Genomic DNA, 19,968 nt, shown 5'->3' with positions numbered 1-19,968 from the left:
GCGTTATTTCGGCTGGTTTTCTCAGAATATCTTCGCTTTTATTGCGTCTTGCGAGTGACGTTATGGCCGGGTTGGTTCAAACTATAACTTTCAAGCAGGGAGATGTAGGGCGATGCAAGGCCACCCAGACGTAATCGATTACCTCAACACGTTGCTGACCGGCGAACTGGCCGCGCGTGATCAATATTTCGTCCACTCGCGGATGTATGAGGACTGGGGTTTCACCAAGCTCTACGAACGTATCAACCACGAGATGGAAGAAGAAGCAGGGCACGCCGATGCGCTGATGCGCCGTATCCTGATGCTAGAAGGCACGCCGCGCATGCGTCCGGACGATCTCGATGTCGGCACTACGGTGACCGAGATGCTCGAAGCGGATCTGCGCCTGGAGTACAAGGTTCGTGCTGCGCTGTGCAAGGGCATCAAGCTCTGCGAGCAGCACAAGGACTATGTCAGCCGCGAGATGCTGCGGGTTCAGTTGCATGACACTGAAGAAGATCACACCTACTGGCTCGAGAAGCAGTTGGGTCTGATCAAGTTGATCGGGCTAGAGAACTACCTGCAATCCCACGCCTGATATCGCGGATACAAAAAAGCCCCTGTCACTGATGAAGTGACAGGGGCTTTTTCATGGCGCCCGGTTAAGCCCGATCGCGCTCCAGCAAAGGTTTGAGGTAGTAACCGGTATGAGACTGCTTCATCTCGGCTACTTCCTCCGGCGTGCCGACGGCAATGATCTGCCCGCCCTTGGAACCCCCTTCCGGACCGAGGTCCACAAGCCAGTCAGCGGTCTTGATCACGTCCAGGTTGTGCTCGATCACCACCACGGTGTTGCCGTGGTCGCGCAGGCGATGCAACACGTCCAGCAGTTGCTGGATATCCGCGAAGTGCAGGCCGGTGGTCGGTTCATCGAGGATGTACAGGGTCTTGCCGGTATCACGCTTGGACAGTTCGCGTGACAGTTTCACCCGCTGGGCTTCACCGCCGGAGAGCGTGGTCGCCGATTGCCCCAGCTTGATGTACGACAGGCCTACATCCATCAAGGTTTGCAGCTTGCGCGCCAGGGCCGGTACGGCATCGAAGAACACCCGCGCTTCCTCGATGGTCATCTCGAGGGTTTCGTGGATGCTCTTGCCCTTGTACTTGATCTCCAGGGTTTCGCGGTTGTAGCGCTTGCTCTTGCACACGTCGCACGGCACGTAGATGTCCGGCAGGAAGTGCATTTCCACCTTGATCAGGCCATCGCCCTGGCAGGCTTCGCAACGGCCGCCCTTGACGTTGAAGGAGAAGCGCCCCGGCCCGTAGCCACGGGAGCGTGATTCCGGCACGCCGGCGAACAATTCGCGGATTGGCGTAAACAACCCGGTGTAGGTCGCCGGGTTGGAACGCGGAGTCCGGCCGATAGGGCTCTGGTCGATGTCGACCACCTTGTCCAGGTGCTCCAGGCCCTTGATGCTGTCGTGTGCGGCCGCTTCAAGCGTTGTGGCGCCGTTGAGTGCAGTGGCGCTCAACGGGAACAGCGTGTTGTTGATCAGCGTCGACTTGCCGGAGCCGGACACGCCGGTCACGCAAGTCAGCAAACCGATCGGAATCTCCAGGTCGACATTGCGCAGGTTGTTGCCACGCGCGCCCTTGAGCGCCAGCGTCAGCTTCTTGTTGCGCGGTGTGCGTTTGGCCGGGACTTCGATCTTCACCCGGCCCGACAGGTATTTGCCCGTCAGCGAATCCGGATGCGCCATGACTTCGGCCGGTGTGCCTTCGGCGACGATATGCCCGCCGTGCACGCCGGCGCCCGGGCCGATGTCCACCACGTAGTCGGCCAGGCGAATGGCATCTTCGTCGTGCTCGACCACGATCACCGTGTTACCGATGTCGCGCAGGTGCTTGAGGGTGCCCAGCAGCCGGTCGTTATCGCGCTGATGCAGGCCGATGGAGGGTTCGTCGAGGATGTACAGGACGCCCACCAGGCCGGCGCCAATCTGGCTGGCCAGACGAATGCGCTGGGCCTCGCCACCGGACAAGGTGTCGGCGCTGCGATCCAGCGACAGATAGTCGAGGCCGACGTTGACCAGGAACTGCAAACGCTCGCGGATTTCCTTGAGGATCTTGTCGGCGATTTCGCCACGCCGGCCGGTGAGTTTGAGCCCGCCAAAGTACTCGGATGCATCGCCGATCGGCAGGTTGGTCACCGCCGGCAGGGTTTTCTCGCCAACCCAAACGTGCCGCGCTTCGCGACGCAGACGAGTGCCACGGCAGTCCGGGCACGACTGGGTGCTGAGGAACTTGGCCAGTTCTTCGCGCACCGATGCCGATTCGGTTTCGCGGTAACGGCGTTCCAGGTTCGGCACGATGCCTTCGAACGGGTGCGAGCGTTTGACGATGTCGCCACGGTCGTTCAGGTACTTGAAATCGACGTTTTGCGTGCCGCTGCCGTGCAGGATGTTTTTCTGCTGATCAGCGGCCAATTCGTTGAATGGCACTTCCAGACTGAATTTATAGTGGGCGGCCAGCGACCCGAGCATCTGGAAGTAATAGACGTTGCGCCGGTCCCATCCGCGAATCGCTCCTTCGGCCAGGGTCAGTTCGCCGTTGACCAGGCGCTTGATATCGAAGAACTGCTTTACCCCCAGACCATCGCAGGTCGGGCAAGCGCCGGCCGGGTTGTTGAAGGAGAACAGCTTGGGTTCCAGCTCACTGATGGCGTGGCCGCAGATCGGGCAGGCGAAGCGTGCGGAGAAGATCATCTCTTCGCCAGGCTCGTCGTCCATCGGCGCCACCAGGGCGATGCCGTCCGCCAGCTTCAGCGCGGTCTCGAAGGATTCGGCCAGGCGTTGTTGCAGGTCGGCGCGCACCTTGAAGCGGTCGACCACGACATCGATGGTGTGCTTTTTCTGCTTGTCGAGCTTCGGCGCTTCGTCCAGCTCATAGAGCTTGCCGTTGATCCGGGCACGCACGAAGCCTTGCGCGCGCAGCTCTTCGAAAACCGACAGGTGCTCGCCTTTGCGCTCGCGGATGACCGGCGCCAGCAGCATCAGCTTGCTGCCTTCCGGTTCGGCGAGGACCAGGTCGACCATCTGGCTGACGGTCTGCGCTTCCAGCGGAATGTCGTGATCCGGGCAACGCGGAATACCCACGCGTGCATAAAGCAGGCGCAGGTAGTCGTAGATTTCGGTGATGGTGCCGACCGTCGAACGCGGGTTGTGCGAGGTTGACTTCTGTTCGATGGAAATTGCCGGCGACAGGCCTTCAATGGTGTCGACGTCAGGCTTTTCCATCATCGACAGGAACTGCCGGGCGTAGGCCGACAGCGATTCGACGTAGCGGCGCTGGCCTTCGGCGTACAGGGTGTCGAATGCCAGGGATGACTTGCCGGATCCGGACAGGCCGGTGATGACGATCAGCTTGTCCCGTGGCAGGGTCAGGTCGATGTTCTTCAGGTTGTGGGTTCGAGCCCCACGAATCAGGATCTTGTCCAAGGTGGCCTCGCTCGGCGGGCGTCGAAAACGTAGGAGTATACGGCCAAATACTGGATGGATGCACACTATCAAACGAGTGAGTTACTGTTTTGCATGAAGAGTGTGTCAGCAATGCGCGTCAAAGCGTCGCGATATACCCCGCCAATCGATGGGACTGGTAGAATCGCCGCCGGTTCACATGAGGTTTTTCCATGCACGATCCCCACAGCGAGCGCATGAGTGGCAGCGAGACCCGCGCAGCAAGCGGTCTGGCCCTGGTGTTCGCCTTCCGTATGCTTGGCATGTTCATGGTGTTGCCGGTACTGGCGACCTATGGGATGGATCTGGCCGGAGCCACGCCGGCACTGATCGGCCTGGCGATTGGCGCTTATGGCCTGACCCAGGCGGTTTTCCAGATTCCGTTCGGGATCATTTCCGACCGCATCGGCCGCCGTCCGGTGATTTACCTGGGGCTGATCGTCTTCGCCCTGGGCAGTGTGCTGGCGTCGCAGGCCGATTCGATCTGGGGCGTGATCGCCGGACGAATCCTGCAGGGTGCCGGGGCGATTTCCGCGGCGGTCATGGCCTTGCTGTCCGACCTGACCCGCGAGCAGCACCGGACCAAGGCCATGGCCATGATCGGCATGACCATCGGCCTGTCGTTTGCGGTGGCCATGGTGGTGGGTCCGCTGCTGACCCGTGCCTTCGGGCTGTCCGGGCTGTTTCTGGCCACCGGTGGCATGGCGCTGTTCGGCATCGTGATCGTGATGTTCATGGTGCCGCGCTCCACCGGCCCGTTGCAGCATCGCGAATCCGGCGTTGCGCGCCAGGCGCTGATCCCGACGCTCAAGCATCCGGACCTGTTGCGCCTGGACCTGGGCATTTTTGTGTTGCACGCGATGTTGATGTCCAGCTTCGTCGCCTTGCCACTGGCGCTGGTCGAGAAGGCCGGGCTGCCCAAAGAGCAGCACTGGTGGGTGTACCTGACCGCGCTGCTGATTTCTTTCTTCGCCATGATCCCGTTCATTATCTACGGCGAAAAGAAACGCAAAATGAAACGAGTTTTGCTCGGCGCCGTCGTGACGCTGCTGCTCACTGAGCTATTCTTCTGGCAGTTCGGCGACAGCTTGCGGGCTCTGGTGATCGGTACGGTGGTGTTTTTCACCGCGTTCAATCTGCTGGAGGCTTCACTGCCGTCGCTGATCAGCAAGGTTTCACCGGCAGGCGGGAAGGGCACGGCGATGGGGGTTTATTCCACCAGCCAGTTCCTCGGCTCGGCACTGGGGGGAATCCTCGGTGGCTGGCTGTTCCAGCATGGCGGTCTGTCGGTTGTGTTCCTCGGATGCGCGGCTCTGGCTGCCCTCTGGCTGGCCTTTGCTGTTACCATGCGCGAACCTCCCTACGTCACAAGCCTGCGCTTGCCGTTGTCGCCCGAAGCGATTCGTGAAGCTGGCCTGATCGAGCGCCTCAAGGCCGTCGTAGGGGTAACAGATGCAATTGTCGTTGCCGATGAAGCCGCCATTTACATCAAACTGGACACAGAATTATTGGATCGCACCACTCTCGAGCGTCTGGTGAACAACCCGGCCGCGACAGCGTGCGAAGCCTAGGAGAACGCAATGGCCCGTGGGGTTAACAAAGTCATATTGGTCGGCACTTGCGGCCAGGATCCTGAAGTTCGTTATCTGCCGAACGGCAACGCCGTGACCAACCTGAGTCTGGCAACCAGCGAACAGTGGACCGACAAGCAAACCGGTCAGAAAGTCGAAAAGACCGAATGGCACCGTGTGTCGATGTTCGGCAAGGTTGCGGAAATCGCCGGCGAATACCTGCGTAAAGGTTCGCAGGTGTACATCGAAGGCAAGCTGCAGACCCGCGAGTGGGAAAAAGACGGTATCAAGCGTTACACCACCGAAATCGTGGTCGACATGCAAGGCACCATGCAATTGCTCGGCGGCCGTCCACAGGGCGACCAGCAGGGCCAGGGCGGCGGTAACAACTACCAGCAATCCGCTCCGCGCCAGCAGGCTCCGCGTCCACAGCAGTCGGCGCCGCAGCAGTCGCGCCCGGCTCCACAGCAGGCGGCTCCTCAGCCAGCTCCGGATTTCGACAGCTTTGATGACGATATTCCGTTCTAAAGCTGCTGAAAGCCTGCAAACGGCAAGCTGAAAAACAAAACCCGCACTTCGATCTGAAGTGCGGGTTTTTTATGAGCGGTGATATTTAGTCGCAGACTCAGGCCGCGAGGAAATCGTTGGCCGACACCACGCTGGCATAGGCAAACGCCAGGGCCGCCATGAACGCCGCATGGACGTGCGCCGCCGGCACCGTCACGCCATTGAATTCCAGGTCACGAGTGGCGCAGGCGTCATGGATCACGGTCACCTTGTAGCCAAAGTCCGCCGCCGCACGGGTGATGCCGTCGACGCACATGTGGCTCATGCTGCCCACGACCACCAGCTCCTTGATGCCTTGCTCGTCGAGGATCGACTTCAACGCGGTTTCGCGGAACGAGTTGACGAAGTGCTTGAGTACTACCGGTTCGTCGGCGCGGTTGAGCACTTTCGGGTGCAGCTTGGCGCCTTCGGAGTTCGGGGTGAAAAACGGCGCTTCTTCGGAAGTGAATTCGTGGCGGATGTGCACCACCGAATCACCGGCCTTGCGGAAGGCCTCGATCAAGCGAACGGCGTTGTCTGCGGCGACATCGGCACCGACCAGCGGCCACTTGCCTTGGGGGAAGTAGTCGTTCTGGATATCGACTACGATGAGCGCTTGCTTGGCCATGACTGTTTCCTCGAAGTGTGTGTTGGTGTGGAATGAAGTATTGGCTCTGGCGGGCGGTCCGGGGATTGGCCGCACCGACATTAAGAGGGGGAAAACTGACAATGGACGCAGAAAGGGCAATCGCCGAGCTCGGTGTGCTGATCTATCCCGGCGCACAGATGGCGGCGGTGCATGGCTTGACGGACTTGTTCGGGGTGGCCAACCGGATCGCTGCCGAGCATCAGAGCGCCCGGTTGCCGCTGCTGCGGGTCAGCCATTGGCAGGTCGAGGGCGATCAGATGCCGGTTCGGGTGTTCGACAGCCATCCCGGCACGGAGCGCGCCCTGGTGGCGGTATTGATTCCTCCGTCGATCGGCGGTTTTTCCGAGGGCCAGGCGCCACTGGGGCTGATCCGCTGGTTGCGTGAGCAACATGCCCGCGGCGCAACGCTGGGCGGGGTGTGCGTGGGCTCTATCCTGCTGGCTGAAAGCGGTCTGCTCGACGGTCGCAGCGCCACCACTCACTGGACCTCGGCCAAAGCCTTCGCCGAACGTTATCCGGCGATCCGGCTCAAGGCCGACACGCCGATTGTCGATGACGGAGATCTGATCACCACCGCCGGACTGATGGCCTGGTCCGAGCTGGGGTTGCGCCTGGTCAACAGGCTGCTGGGGCCAAGCATCGCCACCAGCACCGCGCGGTTTCTGGTGGTTGAGCACAGCGACAGCGCCAGTGAGTGCGGTAGTAATTTTGCGCCGATTCTCAGTCATGGCGATGCGGCGATCCTTAAGGTGCAGCACTGGCTGCAAAGCACCGGGGCGACCGACGTCTCGCTGGCGGCGATGGCCGAAAAGGCAGGCCTGGAAGAGCGCACCCTCCTGCGCCGATTCCGTACGGCCACCGGGCTCAAACCCACCGAGTACTGCCAGCATCTGCGAGTCGGCAAGGCCCGGGAAATGCTCGAATTCACCAACGGCACCATCGATCATATTGCCTGGACCGTGGGTTATCAGGATCCGGGGGCGTTTCGTGCGACGTTCAAGAAAATCACCGGGCTGGCGCCGAGTGATTATCGGACTCGGTTCGGGGTGACGCCGGGGGCCGCGGCACGATAGGCCCATCACCAAATTCCATACATTGATGTGCCTGACACACCGCTATCGCGAGCAAGCTCGCTCCCACAGGGTTGGGTGTGCTGGCTGGCATCGTGCAAAATGCCGGAATACCGAAGCGCGTCGTGCAGAATAAAACAGGCCCCATGCCATCACTTTTTGCGTAACCGGCTGATTTAAATCGCCTTACCCCGCAAAGGGCCTTGGCCTGATCCCTGCACCCCTTCAGCTACATTCATCAAGCGTCGATGGAAGGGGGATGCATGACCCCGACAAACCGCAAGAAACTGGTGGTCGCCCATTCGGTGTTCGCCCAAGCGCCACTGCACGAAGTCGAGACCAACCGTGCGCTGGCTCGCTGGCTGGCGCAGATACTGGGGCTCAAGTACGGCGGCAGTTACGACCCGCAACGACACGAGGGGCGCGACCTCTACCTGTTGCCGACCCAGACCCTGGTGGGCGCCGCAGCTGCCCGACAACTGGGGGTCAAGGGGCCGGGGGATCTGTGGGGCGGTTATGTCGACCACGATTTCATCTGCACCAAAGCCATCAGCCATGGCTTGCTCAACCACAACGCCCATGCGCCGCAAGGCTGGGCTCCGTTGTTTTCCGAGCGGGTGCGCAGCGTTGTGCTCGACGGTCTCAGTGTGTTCTCGCTGAAGGATGCACGCCCGGCGGCGGAGCATCTGCTGTATACCGGCCCGATCCGCCTCAAGCCGATTCACGCCTGCGCCGGGCGCGGTCAGGAAGTGATCGACAGCCTCGACCGGTTCGACGAAGTACTCGCCCGGCCCGAAGCCCAAAAGCTGTTCAGCGAAGGCGTGGTGCTGGAGCAGGACCTGGATCAAGTGATCACCCACAGCGTCGGCCAGAGTTTCATCGGCGACAGGGTGCTGAGTTACTGCGGTGATCAATACTTGACCAAGGATGCAGAGGGCGAAGAGGTGTATGGCGGCTCGAACCTGTTGGTGGTACAGGGCGGCTACGACGATCTGCTCAAGCTGGACCTGGCCGATGACGTGCGGGTGGCTATCCGGCAGGCACAGGTGTTCGACAGCGCCGCGGATGAAGCCTATCCGCGGTTCTATGCGTCACGGCGCAACTACGACATCGCTCAGGGCATCGATAGCGACGGCAAACAGCGCAGCGGCGTGCTCGAACAATCCTGGCGCATGGGCGGTGCCAGCAGCGCCGAAGTGGCGGCCCTGCAGAGTTTCGTCAACGATCCGGGGATGGGCGCGATCCGCGTGTCTTCGGTGGAGACCTACATCGATCAACCGCTGCCGGCAGACGCCATCGAGGTGTACCGCGGGCCGGCGCAGAGCAGTGACTTTCTCCTCAAGTACGTAACGGTTAAATCCTATGACGGCTAGAAGCGAATCCATTCAGATCGACATCGACAACGAACAGATGAGCGGGACTTTTCTGAGCCCCAAATCGAAAGTCCCCGGCGTGCTCTTCGTGCACGGTTGGGGCGGCAGCCAGGAGCGGGACCTGGAACGCGCCAAGGGCATCGCCGGTCTGGGTTGCGTGTGCCTGACCTTCGACCTGCGGGGGCACACCGGCGGCACCGGCATTCCATTGTCCCGGGTGACCCGCGAAGACAACCTGCGCGACCTGCTGGCGGCCTATGACCGCCTGCTCGCGCACCCGGCCCTCGATACCTCGGCGATTGCCGTGGTCGGCACCAGTTACGGGGGGTACCTGGCCTCGATCCTGACGTCGCTCAGGCCGGTGCGCTGGCTGGCGCTGCGGGTGCCGGCGCTGTATCGCGACGAGCTATGGCACGCGCCGAAACGCGATCTGGACAAGCTGGATCTGCGCGATTATCGAAGCACCCTGGTGCGTGCCGACAGCAACCGGGCCTTGCATGCCTGCTCACAGTTCACCGGGGATGTCCTGCTGGTGCAGTCCGAGACCGACGACTATGTGCCCCACGCGACGATCATGAGCTACCGGGCGGCCTGCCAGCAGACGCATTCACTGACTCACCGCATCCTCGACGGCGCCGACCATGCCTTGAGCGATCCGGTTTCCCAGCAGGCGTACACCTCGATCCTTGTCGACTGGATTACCGAGATGGTGGTGGGGGAACGGTTGAGCATTATTCAATCATCCTGATATCGGGGGTGTTCTTGCGGGCCTCATCGCGGGCAAGCCCGCTCCCACAGGGGCTTCGGGTGCTCTACCGATCTATGTAGGAGCGGGCTTGCCCGCGATGGCGTCCTCACAGGCAGCACAACATCACTTGGTTTTTTTCGATATCCGCAATGACTTGGCCTTGGCCTCCACCAGCAAATACATCACCAGCGTAATCAACAGCGGCAGGATGAAGTAAATCGCCCGATAGGCCAGCAGGCCCGCCACCAGGCTACCCCGCGAAACCTCGTGTTGCAGCAGCGCAACGAATACCGCCTCGAGCACGCCGAGCCCGGCCGGGATGTGCGTGATGACCCCGGCGATGGCGCTGATCAACAACACGCCAAGCACCAGTGGATAGTCCAGCTTGCTCGGCAGCAAGGTGAAAATCACCGCTGCCATCAGTGACCAGTTCAGGGCCCCGAGGGCCAGTTGCAGCACCGCCATGCGTAGCGACGGCAGATCAATCTCGATGCCGCGAATCGCCCACTCCCGCCGTTTGGCAAACCGGCACGCCGCCAGGTACCCGGCGCTCAGCAGCAATAGCAAAACCCCTACGCCTTGCAGTGCGCTGCTGCTGAGCTTCCAGCCCGGCGGCATGCGCACCAGGCCGCTGCTGAACACGGCGCCGGCAATGACCATGTAGCCGAACCAGTTGGTCGCCAGGCTCAGGCCAAGGATTTTGGCGATGTTGCTCTTGCTCACCCCGAGCCGCGAATACAGCCTGTAACGCATGGCGATGCCGCCGACCCAGGCGCTCAGGTTCAGGTTGAAGGCATAGCTGATGATACCCACGGGCAGGATCTGCTTCCATGTCAGGTTCTGGCGGATGTAGGTGCGGCCAATCAGGTCGAAGCAGGCGTACACCAGAAAACTCAACAGGGTCAGCCCCGATGCAATGATCAGCGTGCGCACCTTGAAATCGGCCAGGTTATCGAACACTTCGTTCCATTCGAGGCGCTGGGCGAGCGTCGCGAACAGCACGATCAGCATCAGGAAAAACAGCATCGTCAGTGGTCGCTTCCAGCGGCTCCAGTGCGACTTCCCGGCGCTTTTGGCGTGAGTTTCCGAGTGGGGCTCAGCGCGGTCCATGGTCAGCACTCCCGATCGGAGGGGTGAAGGGTTTCAGACGAGGCTTATGCGCCGGCAACCAGCCGGCCCACGCCGGAAAATGCCGCAGGAAGTGGAACACCAGGAAACCGATGGTCATGTGCCAGACACGCCCGCGTGGCGTGATGTCGCACGACATGGCCTTGCAGTGGTTGTCGCTGAGGTCTTCCAGGCGGTCGAACAGCAGGCGATTGAAGCCACGGTCGCGGATCAGCACGTTGGCTTCCATGTTCATCGACAGGCTCAACGGGTCGAGATTGCTGGAGCCGACGGTGCTCCAGTCCTCGTCCACCAGGGCGACCTTGCCGTGCAGCGGGCGGTCGCAATATTCGTAGATTTTTACCCCGGACTTGAGCAGGTAATCGTAGGTCATGCGCGCGGCGAGCTTGGCCACCAGCATGTCCGGTTGCCCTTGCAGGATCAGCCGCACATCCACGCCTCGACGGGCCGCATTGCGGATCTCGCGCAGCAGGCGGAAACCGGGAAAGAAGTAGGCGTTGGCGATCACCACCCGCCGCTGTGCCTGGCGCAACACCTGGCGATACACCTCTTCGATGTCGGTCGGGTGCTCGCCGTTGTCGCGGTACACCAGCCGCACCTGGCCATCGTGATCGCTGACGGCCAGTTCCGAGCGCCGTATCCGCCGTCGTTGCCACCAGTATTTGGCCCGCACCGGCCGACCGCATTGCAGCAGGGCAAAGTGATGAATGTCGGCCACCGCCGGGCCTTGCACCTCCACGGAATAGTCCTGCTTGGCCTCGGGGCCGAAGTCGGCCAGGTGATCGGCAGAAAAGTTGATCCCGCCGATGAACGCAATGCTGCCGTCCACCACCACTATCTTGCGGTGCAGGCGCCGGAACCAGTTGGTGCGGATGCCCAGGCGCTTGGGTGCCGGGTCGAACATTTGCAGGTGCACGCCGGCTGCGGTCATGGCGGTGAGGAACCCGGTACTCAATTCGCCGCAGCCAAAGCCGTCGAGGCTGACGGTGGTGCGTACACCGCGCTTGGCGGCGTCGATCAGGATCTGTTGCAGCTCATTGCCCACCTTGTCCTCGAACAGAATGAAGGTTTCCAGCAGGATTTCACTTTGCGCCTGGCGCAGGGCGTCAAATACCCGGGGAAAATACGCTTCGCCATTTTCCAGCAACTCGACGCGATTGCTGCCTTGCCAGCCATATTCGACATCGACCGTCGTCGGCTCGCGGATGGGTGGAGCGGGGATGTGGTCCAGCGTGTTCTTTTCCATCGACTGGCTGCTCATAGTTCGATCTCCACCGAAAGCGGGACATGGTCGGAGAGGTGCGACCAGGGCCGGGTGGACAGCACTTGCGGATGGCTGGCCTTGAGGTTGCGCACGTAGATGCGGTCCAGGCGCAATGCCGGCATGCGCGCGGGGAAACTGCGCGCCGGTTTGCCATGATGCGCGGCGAAGACTTCGCGCAGACCGCAGGGCCTGAGCAGTACATCGGCGCGCTGGCGCCAGTCGTTGAAGTCCCCGGCGACGATCACCGGGGTGTCTTCGGGCAGGGCACCAAGACATTGGGCGAGCAACTTCAATTGCGCCGTGCGGTGGCTTTCGCGCAAGCCCAGGTGCACGCAAATGGCATGCACTTCCCGGTCGTCGCCGGGCAAGCGCAACACGCAATGCAGGAGCCCGCGGTTCTCGTGGCCGCTGATGGACACATCGAGGTTGTCGTGGCGGATGATCTGGAATTTCGACAGCAGCGCATTGCCGTGATCGCCCGCGGGATACACCGCATTGCGACCATAGGCGAACTGCGGCCACAGGGTGTCGGCGAGGAATTCGTATTGCGGCATCGCCGGCCAGTTGTTGTAGCGCTTGGGATGCTGTTCGTGGGTGCCGTGGACCTCCTGCAAAAACACCACGTCGGCAGACACACTGCGCACCGCTTCACGCAGTTCCGGCAGGATGAAGCGCCGGTTGAGCGCGGTGAATCCCTTATGAGTGTTGACCGTCAGCACCGTGAAACGGCGCACCGTCGTGTTGATGGGCGTCTGTTCATCCGTGACGCCGACCGGCTCGGGAATGCTCATGGATACAGACCTTCGGCGGCAGGCTTGCCGGGGACGGCGGCGAGGTTTTTGTCGAGGTGCATATCGAAATAGCAGAACACTTCCCGCCAGGGCACATGGCGCCAGCCTGAAATGCCGATATGAATCGCCGCCATGTTGCCTTCTCCGGTCTGCCTACCCTGTCTTGGGATGACTACGGGGCAGTGGCGAAAGTTTCGGCGTCGGTACGGACGGTACACCTTGCCGGTTCTGTAGGAGCCGGCTTGCTGGCGAAAGCGCTGTGTCAGTCACCTCCATGTCGACTGTGCCGCCGCCATCGCCGGCAAGCCGGCTCCTACAGGGGGGCCGTGAGCGTCAATGATTGGCGTTGGGCCGGTGAGCATGATGGCGATCGCGCTGGCGGCTTTTTCCTTCGGCACTAGACTGGTGGCGATGGTCGAGTCGATCGAGCAAAACACTCCGTGAGCCAGGCCGGTGACGATCCGTGCGAGGATCAACGACTTATAGCCCGGTGCTTGCCACGCCAGCGCCGAGGTCGGCGCCAATGGTGGGTAACAGGCCAACCATTTTGCTTTGAACGCAAAAGTCGCGAGCGCGAGTGTTAGTCTGCGCACCACGACGGCGTCACCGTTCTGCTTTCTGCGGGCAATGTCCGAACTTGCCCGGCATTTCCCGATCAGTTCCTTACCGACACAGCCAAAGGAGCGGGTGTTTTGATCAGGCTCAAGACCGCGATATTGCTGGGAGCGCTGCTGTTTCTGGGCAGCGAGCAACTGGAGGCCGCCGCGATCCCCGGGCTGCCGGCCACCTCGACCGCCGCAACGCCGCCGGCACACCCCGAACCGCTGGTACAAGGCGGCTTGCTGGGTGCCATCAGTTCAAGCATCGACGAGGTGCAGACCAAACTCGATCTCAACGAAAACCTCGTCGACGTCTGGCGCTTGCGTGCCGATCGCGCGGCCGATGAAGTGGATCAGTTGGTCAATCAGCCATCGGCCCGTTCACCGTGGAGCGTGGCCGGCGATTTCCTGATACTGACCTGCGTGTGGGCAGCCGTGTTTGCCGGGCTTTGGCTGCTTGGGCGGCTGACCGTCAGGCGCTTGTGTGAACACCGTTTGCTGCTCAGCCGCGAACGGGGCCAGGCGTTGCTCGGTTACGTGCTGCCCTACACCCTGGCGGCGGTGGTGAGTCTGCCGTTGACCATCTATGCCAGCCAGTTTTTGCCGATATCGGCGGGACGGGCGCTGGCGCTGTGTCTGGCTTATGCCGCCAGCGCCGGGGTATTCGCTGCGTCATTGGTGCTGTCGCTGGTGGTGGTGTTCAATGTCGGGCACAAGCGGCGGGCGGTGCAGATCATCCGCGAGAAGAGTCCCCGCCCCTTGTTCGTTATCGGCTTTCTGGTGGCCTTGAGCGATGCCCTGACCAGCCCGCAGATCGCCCATCAACTGGGCAGCAATCTCACCAGCAGCATCGCCGTGTTCACCGGGTTGGCAGCGTCGATTTCCTTCGGCTTGCTGGTGATCCGCATGCGTCGCCCGGTCGCCCAGGTCATCCGCATCCTGCCGCTGGCCCAACGCCTCGGCCAACCGGCATTGCGCGAGACCCTGCGGATATTTTCCGGGCTCTGGTACTGGCCGATTCTACTGATGGTGCTGGTCTCGATCATCAACCTGATCGGTGCCGGGGCAGACAACCAGAGAGTCCTGCGCAGCGCCTTGTTCACCACGGTATTGCTGATTGCCACGGTGTTTCTCAGTACCACGCTGCACCATCTGTTCAAGGCGCGCAGCGAAGCGGATCTGCGCCGCAGCAGCGCCTACAAGGAGCGCTTTCTCAATCTGTCCCATGCCTTGCTGCGCATCGCCATGGCCATCGTGTTCATCGACATCCTTGGGCGGATCTGGGGCGTGTCGTTGTTCGAATTCGCAGTGAGCAATGCCGTGGGCCGGGCGATCAGTGATTCCCTGGGCCACATCGGCCTGATCCTGCTGGTGACCTGGATGGTCTGGGTATTGCTCGACACGGCGATCCAGGAGGCCTTGAAACCGCCGACCAACAAACGCTCGGCGCGCCAGCCGAGCACGCGGGTGAAAACCATCCTGCCGTTGCTGCGCAACGCGATCAAAATCATCCTGGTGGTGATCTGCGCGATCACCACCATGGCCAACCTGGGCATCAACGTCGCGCCGTTCCTGGCCGGTGCCGGGGTCATTGGCCTGGCCATCGGTTTCGGTTCTCAGCAACTGGTGCAGGACGTGATTACCGGGCTGTTCATCATTATCGAGGACACCCTGTCCATCGGCGACTGGGTGGTGCTCGACTCCGGGCATGCCGGCACGGTCGAGGGCCTGACCATCCGCACCTTGCGCCTGCGCGACGGCAAGGGCTTCGTGCACTCGGTACCGTTCGGGCAGATCAAGGCCGTGACCAACCAATCACGGCAATTCGCCTACGCGTTTTTCTCGGTGCAATTCACCTATGACACCGATGTCGACAAGGCCATCGAACTGATCCGCGAAGCGGGGCATTCAATCAGCAGCGATCCGTTCCTGCGCTACAACCTGCAAGGACCGCTGGATGTGTTCGGCGTCGACAGGATGGACCTCAACGGCGTGGTGCTGACCGCGCAATTCCGCACGGTGTCCGGTGGTCAGTATGCGGTGAGCCGGGCTTTCAACCAGCGTTTGAAAAAGCTTGTGGATAACTCCCCATGGGTGCATTTCGCGCAGACTTATCCACAGCAGGCGCTGGTACCGAGGTATCCGGTCGAAGCGCCGCCCGAGGTTGAGCCTGATCATTCGGCGGTGTTGATGCCTGATCGGCCGCGGTCTCAGTAAGTCGACAAGGAAATCTTCGGAGGCTGAGATGGCCTCATCGCGGGCAAGCCCGCTCCCACAGATTTTTTTGTGAGCACAGAATTTGTGAACGACACAGCTCACTGTGGGAGCGGGCTTGCCCGCGAAGGCGCCAGACCAGGCAACCTCAGTGCCGGATCAGTTTGTTGCGCACCTCGGCACTGAGTTGCTGATCCAGTTCACCCCAGAACTGCTGCTTGCCGGCAATCTCGGCCGCCACCGGCAGCCCGTCGCGGAACACCAGCCGATTGCTCGCGAGTGCCGGGACTTTCACGCCGGGCAATAGCGTACCGGCGAGGTTCAGCGGATCGACCCCGCACACCGCGACCAGGCTGCCGTCATGGGGCCGACGCCGCACCTCGCGCAGCAAGGGAATCGCTTCCGGCAACGCAAACTGTTCGCCCGCCAGGCCACTGACAAACCGCCCGCCGCGAATCTCGCCGCGTGCCTCCAGGCGATGGAAAGTGCGCAGCAGTTCGCGCCAACTCGGCAGCCAGTCCGCCTCACGTTCCAGCAAGCGCCAGAACACCACGCCGTAGCGGCGCAGCAGGGTCATGGCGATGTGTTCCAGGGTTTCGGCAGGCGTCTGCCGGTTTTCCACCACGGGCGCGGCAGGTGTGCGTCGCAGCAGGGCCCAGCGCCCGGCGTCATCCATGCCGCCGATGAATGCCCCGCGCCCACGCCGACTGTTGCGCGGCTGGCGCTTGCTGGCCGGGGTGATCAGGGCGCGCAACCCGGCAAAGCTGTCGGCGTTCACCAGCCCCGCGCCCACCAGTTCCTGCAGGGCGATTTCCAGCTCCGAACGCAGCAGGTGGGCTTCATGGATCAACTCGTCGAAAAACAGCGCGCCGTGCTGGCTGAGGGCGGCCTGGACTTTTTGCGTTTTCGGCGACAGTTCGCTGACCGGCGTCTGTTCGGTCAAATCGCTCCATAGACCGACCCGGTTGCGTGCCAGCAACACAATCGGCGTGCTGCGCAGCGCAGTGCCGGCGGTTTTGTGGGGCGCCGTCAGGCGCGTCCACACCAGTCTGCCGCTGCGGCACAACTCATCCAGCCAGGTCGCCGAGTAGTCTTTGATTCGCGCTGGCAGGATGTCACTGTCCCAGGCTGAAGCGGCGGCGGGGTAGCCTTCGAATTGCGCGATGATGGCAGGTAATACCGCCGCGCCCTGGCCCTGGCTTGCACTCGACACATGCTGCCAGTCGAACAGGAAACGCATGAAATCCTGCAGCGCCACCGGTTCGATTTCCCGACGCAGGCGCTTGACCGTATAGCGGTGGATTCGCGCCAGCAAATGCCGCTCGCACCATTCTTCCTGGGCGGTGCCCGGGGTGAAGCGGCCGCGCAGTACGTAGCCTTCGCGCTCCAGCTGCGCCAGGGCCTGGTTGACCTGCGTAGCGGGCAAGGCGAGCGGTTCGGCAATCCGATCGAGCGCGAGTGGTCCGAAGGCGCTGAGCCGCGCGCGGATCAGTTCAAGAACGGCTTCGTCAGGTTCCCAGGCTTCATCGAATCCCGGCAGGGCTTGCAGCGGGGGAGCCCATTCGGCCTGTGGATAAATCGCCTGCAGGCAGGTCAGGCGCTCCAGTGGCAGCCACAGCGATTGCCCGGCGTTGATCCGCAAACGGCTGGCGCGTCCACTGTCGGCCAGGGTCCTGAGCCAGTCGAGCCACTGTGGGTTGGCGCCGGCCTCGGCATCGGTGATGCATGCCAGGCTCATCAAGGCCTCGTGCATTTCATCGATATTGCCGGGTGCCGGCCAGGCTTCGTCGCGCACGGCGGCAATCGCCTCGGCGTCCAGCGCGCCGAGGTCGTCGGTGGATTGCGGGTCGCTCCAGCGCCGGTTGAGTACGGCTTGGGTGCGGCGTTCCTCCAGCGGCGCGTCGTCGAGAAAGGTATAGGGTCGGGCACTGAGAATCTCCGCGGCCAGTGGCGAGGGCGCCGGCAAGTCGCGGCTGATCAGGCGGATGTCGCCGCGCTCCATGCGCCGCAACAAGACCAGCCAGCCTTCGGTGTCCATGGCTTCGTGCAGGCAATCGTCGAGAGTTTGCTCCACCAGTGGGTGGTCGGGAATCTCCCGTTCGCCGGCGAGGTTCTCCACGCAGGCGATCTGATCGGGAAACACACTGGCGATCAGGTCTTCGCTTTTCATCCGCTGGATCTGCGGCGGCACTTTTCGCCCGCCGCTGTAGCGTGGCAGGGCCAGCGCTACGCCGGCATTCCAGCGCCAGCGCACGCCGAACAGCGGCGCGTCGAGCACGGCCTGGACCAGGATGTGCTCGGCGCTGTTGCTGTGCAGGTAGCGCCAGACGTCGTCCAGTTCAAAACTGTGGCTGGTGGACAGCGACAGCACGATGGCGTCTTCGCTGGCGGCGGCCTGCAATTCGAAGTTGAAGGTACGACAGAAACGCTTGCGCAGGGCCAGGCCCCAGGCGCGGTTGATGCGGCTGCCGAACGGCGTGTGAATGACCAGTTGGGTGCCGCCGGATTCGTCGAAAAAACGCTCCATCAACAACGTGTCTTGCGAGGGCAGGGCGCCCAGTGCTTGCCGCGCACGGGCCAGGTAATCCACCAGTTGCTCGGCACTGGCGAGGTTCAGGCCCAGGGTCTCGGTCAGCCAGTCGAGTGCGGGCTGCAAGTGGCCTGGTGTGGCGCCCAGCAGGTCATCGAGTTGCGCCTGCAAGCGCGCCACCGCCGAGGACAATTCGGCGCTGCGCCCCGGTGCTTCACCGAGCCAGAACGGAATGGTCGGCGGCTGGCCCTGGGCATCCTCGACCCGCACCTTGCCGGTTTCCACGCGCAGGATCCGATAGGACGTGTTGCCCAGCTGGAAGATGTCCCCGGCGATGCTCTCCACTGCGAAGTCTTCGTTGATGGTGCCGATGTTCAGCCCTTGAGGCTCCAGCAGCACGGCGTAGTCGGCGTTGTCCGGAATGGTCCCGCCACTGGTCACCGCCGTCAGTTTCGCGCCCCGACGACCGCGCAGGGTGCGGCTTACGGCGTCACGGTGCAGGTAGGCGCTGCGCATACCCTGGCGCCCGTTGTAGCCCTCGGCGAGCATGTGCAGCAGCGCCTGGTAATGTTTGTCGTCGAGTGCGGCGTAGGGCGAGGCGCGACGCAGCATCTCCAGCAGCGCTTGCTCCGGCCATTCCTGGCAACTGACCTCGGCGATGATCTGCTGCGCCAGCACGTCCAGCGGCGCTTGCGGGATCAGCAAGGTGTCGAGTTCGCCCCGGCGCACGCAGTCGAGCAGCGCGGCGCATTCGATCAGGTCGTCGCGGGTGGTGGCGAACAATCGGCCCTTGGGCGTGCCGCCGACCTGGTGCCCGGAACGGCCGACCCGTTGCAGAAACCCGGCAATCGAACGCGGCGAGGCGATCTGGCACACCAGGTCGACGTCGCCGATGTCGATCCCCAGTTCCAGCGATGCCGTGGCGATCAGCACTTGCAGGTCGCCGCGCTTGAGTCGCTGCTCGGCATCCAGGCGAAACTCCTTGGCCAGGCTGCCGTGGTGGGCCGCCACGGCGTCCTTGCCCAGGCGTTCGCTCAGGTGCCGGCTCAGGCGCTCGGCCAGGCGCCGGGTGTTGACGAAAATCAGCGTGGTCCGGTGTTCGCGGGCGAGGGCGGCGAGGCGGTCGTAGACCAGTTCCCAGACATCGTTGGCCATCACCGCCGACAGCGGAACGGGCGGCACCTCGATGTCCAGGTCGCGGGGGCGGGCGTGGCCGATGTCGATGATCTCGCACGGACGGTCGCGACCGACCAGGAACCGCGAGACGGCTTCAATGGGTTTTTGCGTGGCCGACAGACCGATGCGCAGCAGCGGCTCGGGGCAGAGTGCCTGCAGGCGTTCCAGGCTCAGGGCCAGATGGCTGCCGCGCTTGCTCGCGGCCATCGCATGGATTTCGTCGATGATCACCGTTTGTGTGGTGCCGAGCATCTGCCGACCGGAATCGGAACCGAGCAGCACGTACAGGGATTCCGGCGTGGTCACCAGAATGTGCGGCGCCGTCTTGCGCATCGCCGAGCGGTCTTTTTGCGTTGTGTCGCCGGTGCGTACGGCGGTGGTGATCTGCAACTCGGGCAGGCCCATCACGCGCAATTGCTCGGTAATCCCGGCCAACGGGTTTTGCAGGTTGATCCGGATGTCGTTGGACAGCGCCTTGAGCGGCGAGACGTAGACCACCAGGGTGGCGTCGGGCAGGCCCTCGGGGTTTTCCAGGCCGCGATGCACCAGGTCGTCGATGACGGCGAGAAAGGCGGTGAGGGTCTTGCCGGAGCCGGTGGGCGCGGCGACCAGGGTCGAACGGCGCTGGCGGATCAACGGCCACGCCCGGGCCTGGGCGGCGGTGACCGCCGGGAACGTGTGGCTGAACCAGGCGCTGACGGCAGGGTGGAAGCCGCTCAGGGCACTGTCTGCGGGGATGGGCAGGTTCATGCTGCAAGTTATGCGGGTGGGTGGGCCAAGATGCAAGTACCACTTGGGGATCTCCATTGGCTGAC

General features: G+C 62.6%; 14 protein-coding genes and 1 pseudogene. 7 read left to right on the top strand and 8 right to left on the bottom strand.

What is annotated here, in order from left to right:
• Positions 1-112 precede the first annotated feature (112 nt).
• A complete protein-coding gene (gene bfr, locus AB4O16_RS13305; RefSeq protein WP_007970123.1) occupies positions 113-577 on the top strand; it encodes a bacterioferritin in 465 nt (154 codons plus the stop codon).
• A 64-nt stretch (positions 578-641) separates the two neighbouring features.
• On the opposite strand, the gene uvrA is transcribed toward bfr, so the two are convergent.
• On the bottom strand, positions 642-3,476 hold the full coding sequence (uvrA, locus tag AB4O16_RS13300) for an excinuclease ABC subunit UvrA (protein ID WP_460157896.1): 2,835 nt from the start codon (positions 3,474-3,476) through the stop codon (positions 642-644).
• Positions 3,477-3,667: 191 nt separating this feature from the next.
• Here uvrA and AB4O16_RS13295 point away from each other — a divergent pair, with 191 nt between their 5' ends.
• Both AB4O16_RS13295 and AB4O16_RS13290 read left to right on the top strand, forming a co-directional pair.
• A complete protein-coding gene (locus AB4O16_RS13295) occupies positions 3,668-5,065 on the top strand; it encodes an MFS transporter (protein WP_460157895.1) in 1,398 nt (465 codons plus the stop codon).
• Positions 5,066-5,074: 9 nt separating this feature from the next.
• Complete coding sequence (locus AB4O16_RS13290) at positions 5,075-5,593, top strand: single-stranded DNA-binding protein (protein WP_007984430.1); 519 nt, start codon at positions 5,075-5,077, stop codon at positions 5,591-5,593.
• 97 nt (positions 5,594-5,690) lie between these two features.
• Here AB4O16_RS13290 and AB4O16_RS13285 read toward each other — a convergent pair whose 3' ends face one another.
• Positions 5,691-6,239: a cysteine hydrolase family protein gene (locus AB4O16_RS13285; RefSeq protein WP_160390344.1), complete on the bottom strand. Its 549-nt coding sequence runs from the start codon at positions 6,237-6,239 to the stop codon at positions 5,691-5,693.
• A gap of 101 nt (positions 6,240-6,340) precedes the next feature.
• Here AB4O16_RS13285 and AB4O16_RS13280 point away from each other — a divergent pair, with 101 nt between their 5' ends.
• The 3 genes from AB4O16_RS13280 to AB4O16_RS13270 all read left to right on the top strand — a co-directional run bounded on the left by AB4O16_RS13280 (position 6,341) and on the right by AB4O16_RS13270 (position 9,451).
• Entirely contained in the window at positions 6,341-7,333 is a 993-nt protein-coding gene (locus tag AB4O16_RS13280) for a GlxA family transcriptional regulator (RefSeq protein ID WP_460157894.1), read from the top strand.
• Between the two features lie 260 nt (positions 7,334-7,593).
• Positions 7,594-8,703 (top strand): DUF3182 family protein, encoded by a 1,110-nt coding sequence (locus AB4O16_RS13275; RefSeq protein WP_160390342.1) that lies wholly within the window; start codon positions 7,594-7,596, stop codon positions 8,701-8,703.
• On the top strand, positions 8,693-9,451 hold the full coding sequence (locus AB4O16_RS13270; RefSeq protein WP_150716045.1) for an alpha/beta hydrolase family protein: 759 nt from the start codon (positions 8,693-8,695) through the stop codon (positions 9,449-9,451). Before AB4O16_RS13275 ends, AB4O16_RS13270 begins: the two co-directional genes overlap by 11 nt.
• Before the next feature lie 123 nt (positions 9,452-9,574).
• On the opposite strand, the gene AB4O16_RS13265 is transcribed toward AB4O16_RS13270, so the two are convergent.
• The 5 genes and pseudogenes from AB4O16_RS13265 to AB4O16_RS13245 all read right to left on the bottom strand — a co-directional run.
• Positions 9,575-10,561, bottom strand: coding sequence for a lysylphosphatidylglycerol synthase domain-containing protein (locus AB4O16_RS13265; protein WP_460157893.1), 987 nt, complete (start codon positions 10,559-10,561; stop codon positions 9,575-9,577).
• Complete coding sequence (gene clsB, locus AB4O16_RS13260) at positions 10,548-11,840, bottom strand: cardiolipin synthase ClsB (protein ID WP_460157892.1); 1,293 nt, start codon at positions 11,838-11,840, stop codon at positions 10,548-10,550. Before clsB ends, AB4O16_RS13265 begins: the two co-directional genes overlap by 14 nt.
• A complete protein-coding gene (locus tag AB4O16_RS13255; protein WP_460157891.1) occupies positions 11,837-12,634 on the bottom strand; it encodes an endonuclease/exonuclease/phosphatase family protein in 798 nt (265 codons plus the stop codon). Before AB4O16_RS13255 ends, clsB begins: the two co-directional genes overlap by 4 nt.
• Positions 12,631-12,768, bottom strand: a complete 138-nt coding sequence (locus AB4O16_RS13250) for a hypothetical protein (RefSeq protein ID WP_460157890.1) — start codon at positions 12,766-12,768, stop codon at positions 12,631-12,633. Before AB4O16_RS13250 ends, AB4O16_RS13255 begins: the two co-directional genes overlap by 4 nt.
• A gap of 177 nt (positions 12,769-12,945) precedes the next feature.
• Positions 12,946-13,140 (bottom strand): annotated as a pseudogene (locus AB4O16_RS13245) (MFS transporter); the annotation flags it as partial.
• Positions 13,141-13,326: 186 nt separating this feature from the next.
• Between AB4O16_RS13245 and AB4O16_RS13240 the strand changes: the two are divergent.
• A complete protein-coding gene (locus AB4O16_RS13240; RefSeq protein WP_460157889.1) occupies positions 13,327-15,450 on the top strand; it encodes a mechanosensitive ion channel domain-containing protein in 2,124 nt (707 codons plus the stop codon).
• Between the two features lie 145 nt (positions 15,451-15,595).
• Here the strand turns inward: AB4O16_RS13240 and AB4O16_RS13235 are convergent, their stop codons facing one another.
• The gene (locus AB4O16_RS13235; protein WP_460157888.1) at positions 15,596-19,903 is read right to left on the bottom strand and encodes a DNA glycosylase AlkZ-like family protein; all 4,308 of its coding nucleotides are present in this window, start codon (positions 19,901-19,903) and stop codon (positions 15,596-15,598) included.
• Positions 19,904-19,968: the final 65 nt, after the last annotated feature.

This window comes from Pseudomonas sp. S2_H10 (genome assembly GCF_054668285.1).
The sequence above is the reverse complement of the archived record's forward strand: the minus strand, read 5'-3'. Positions and strand labels throughout refer to the sequence as shown.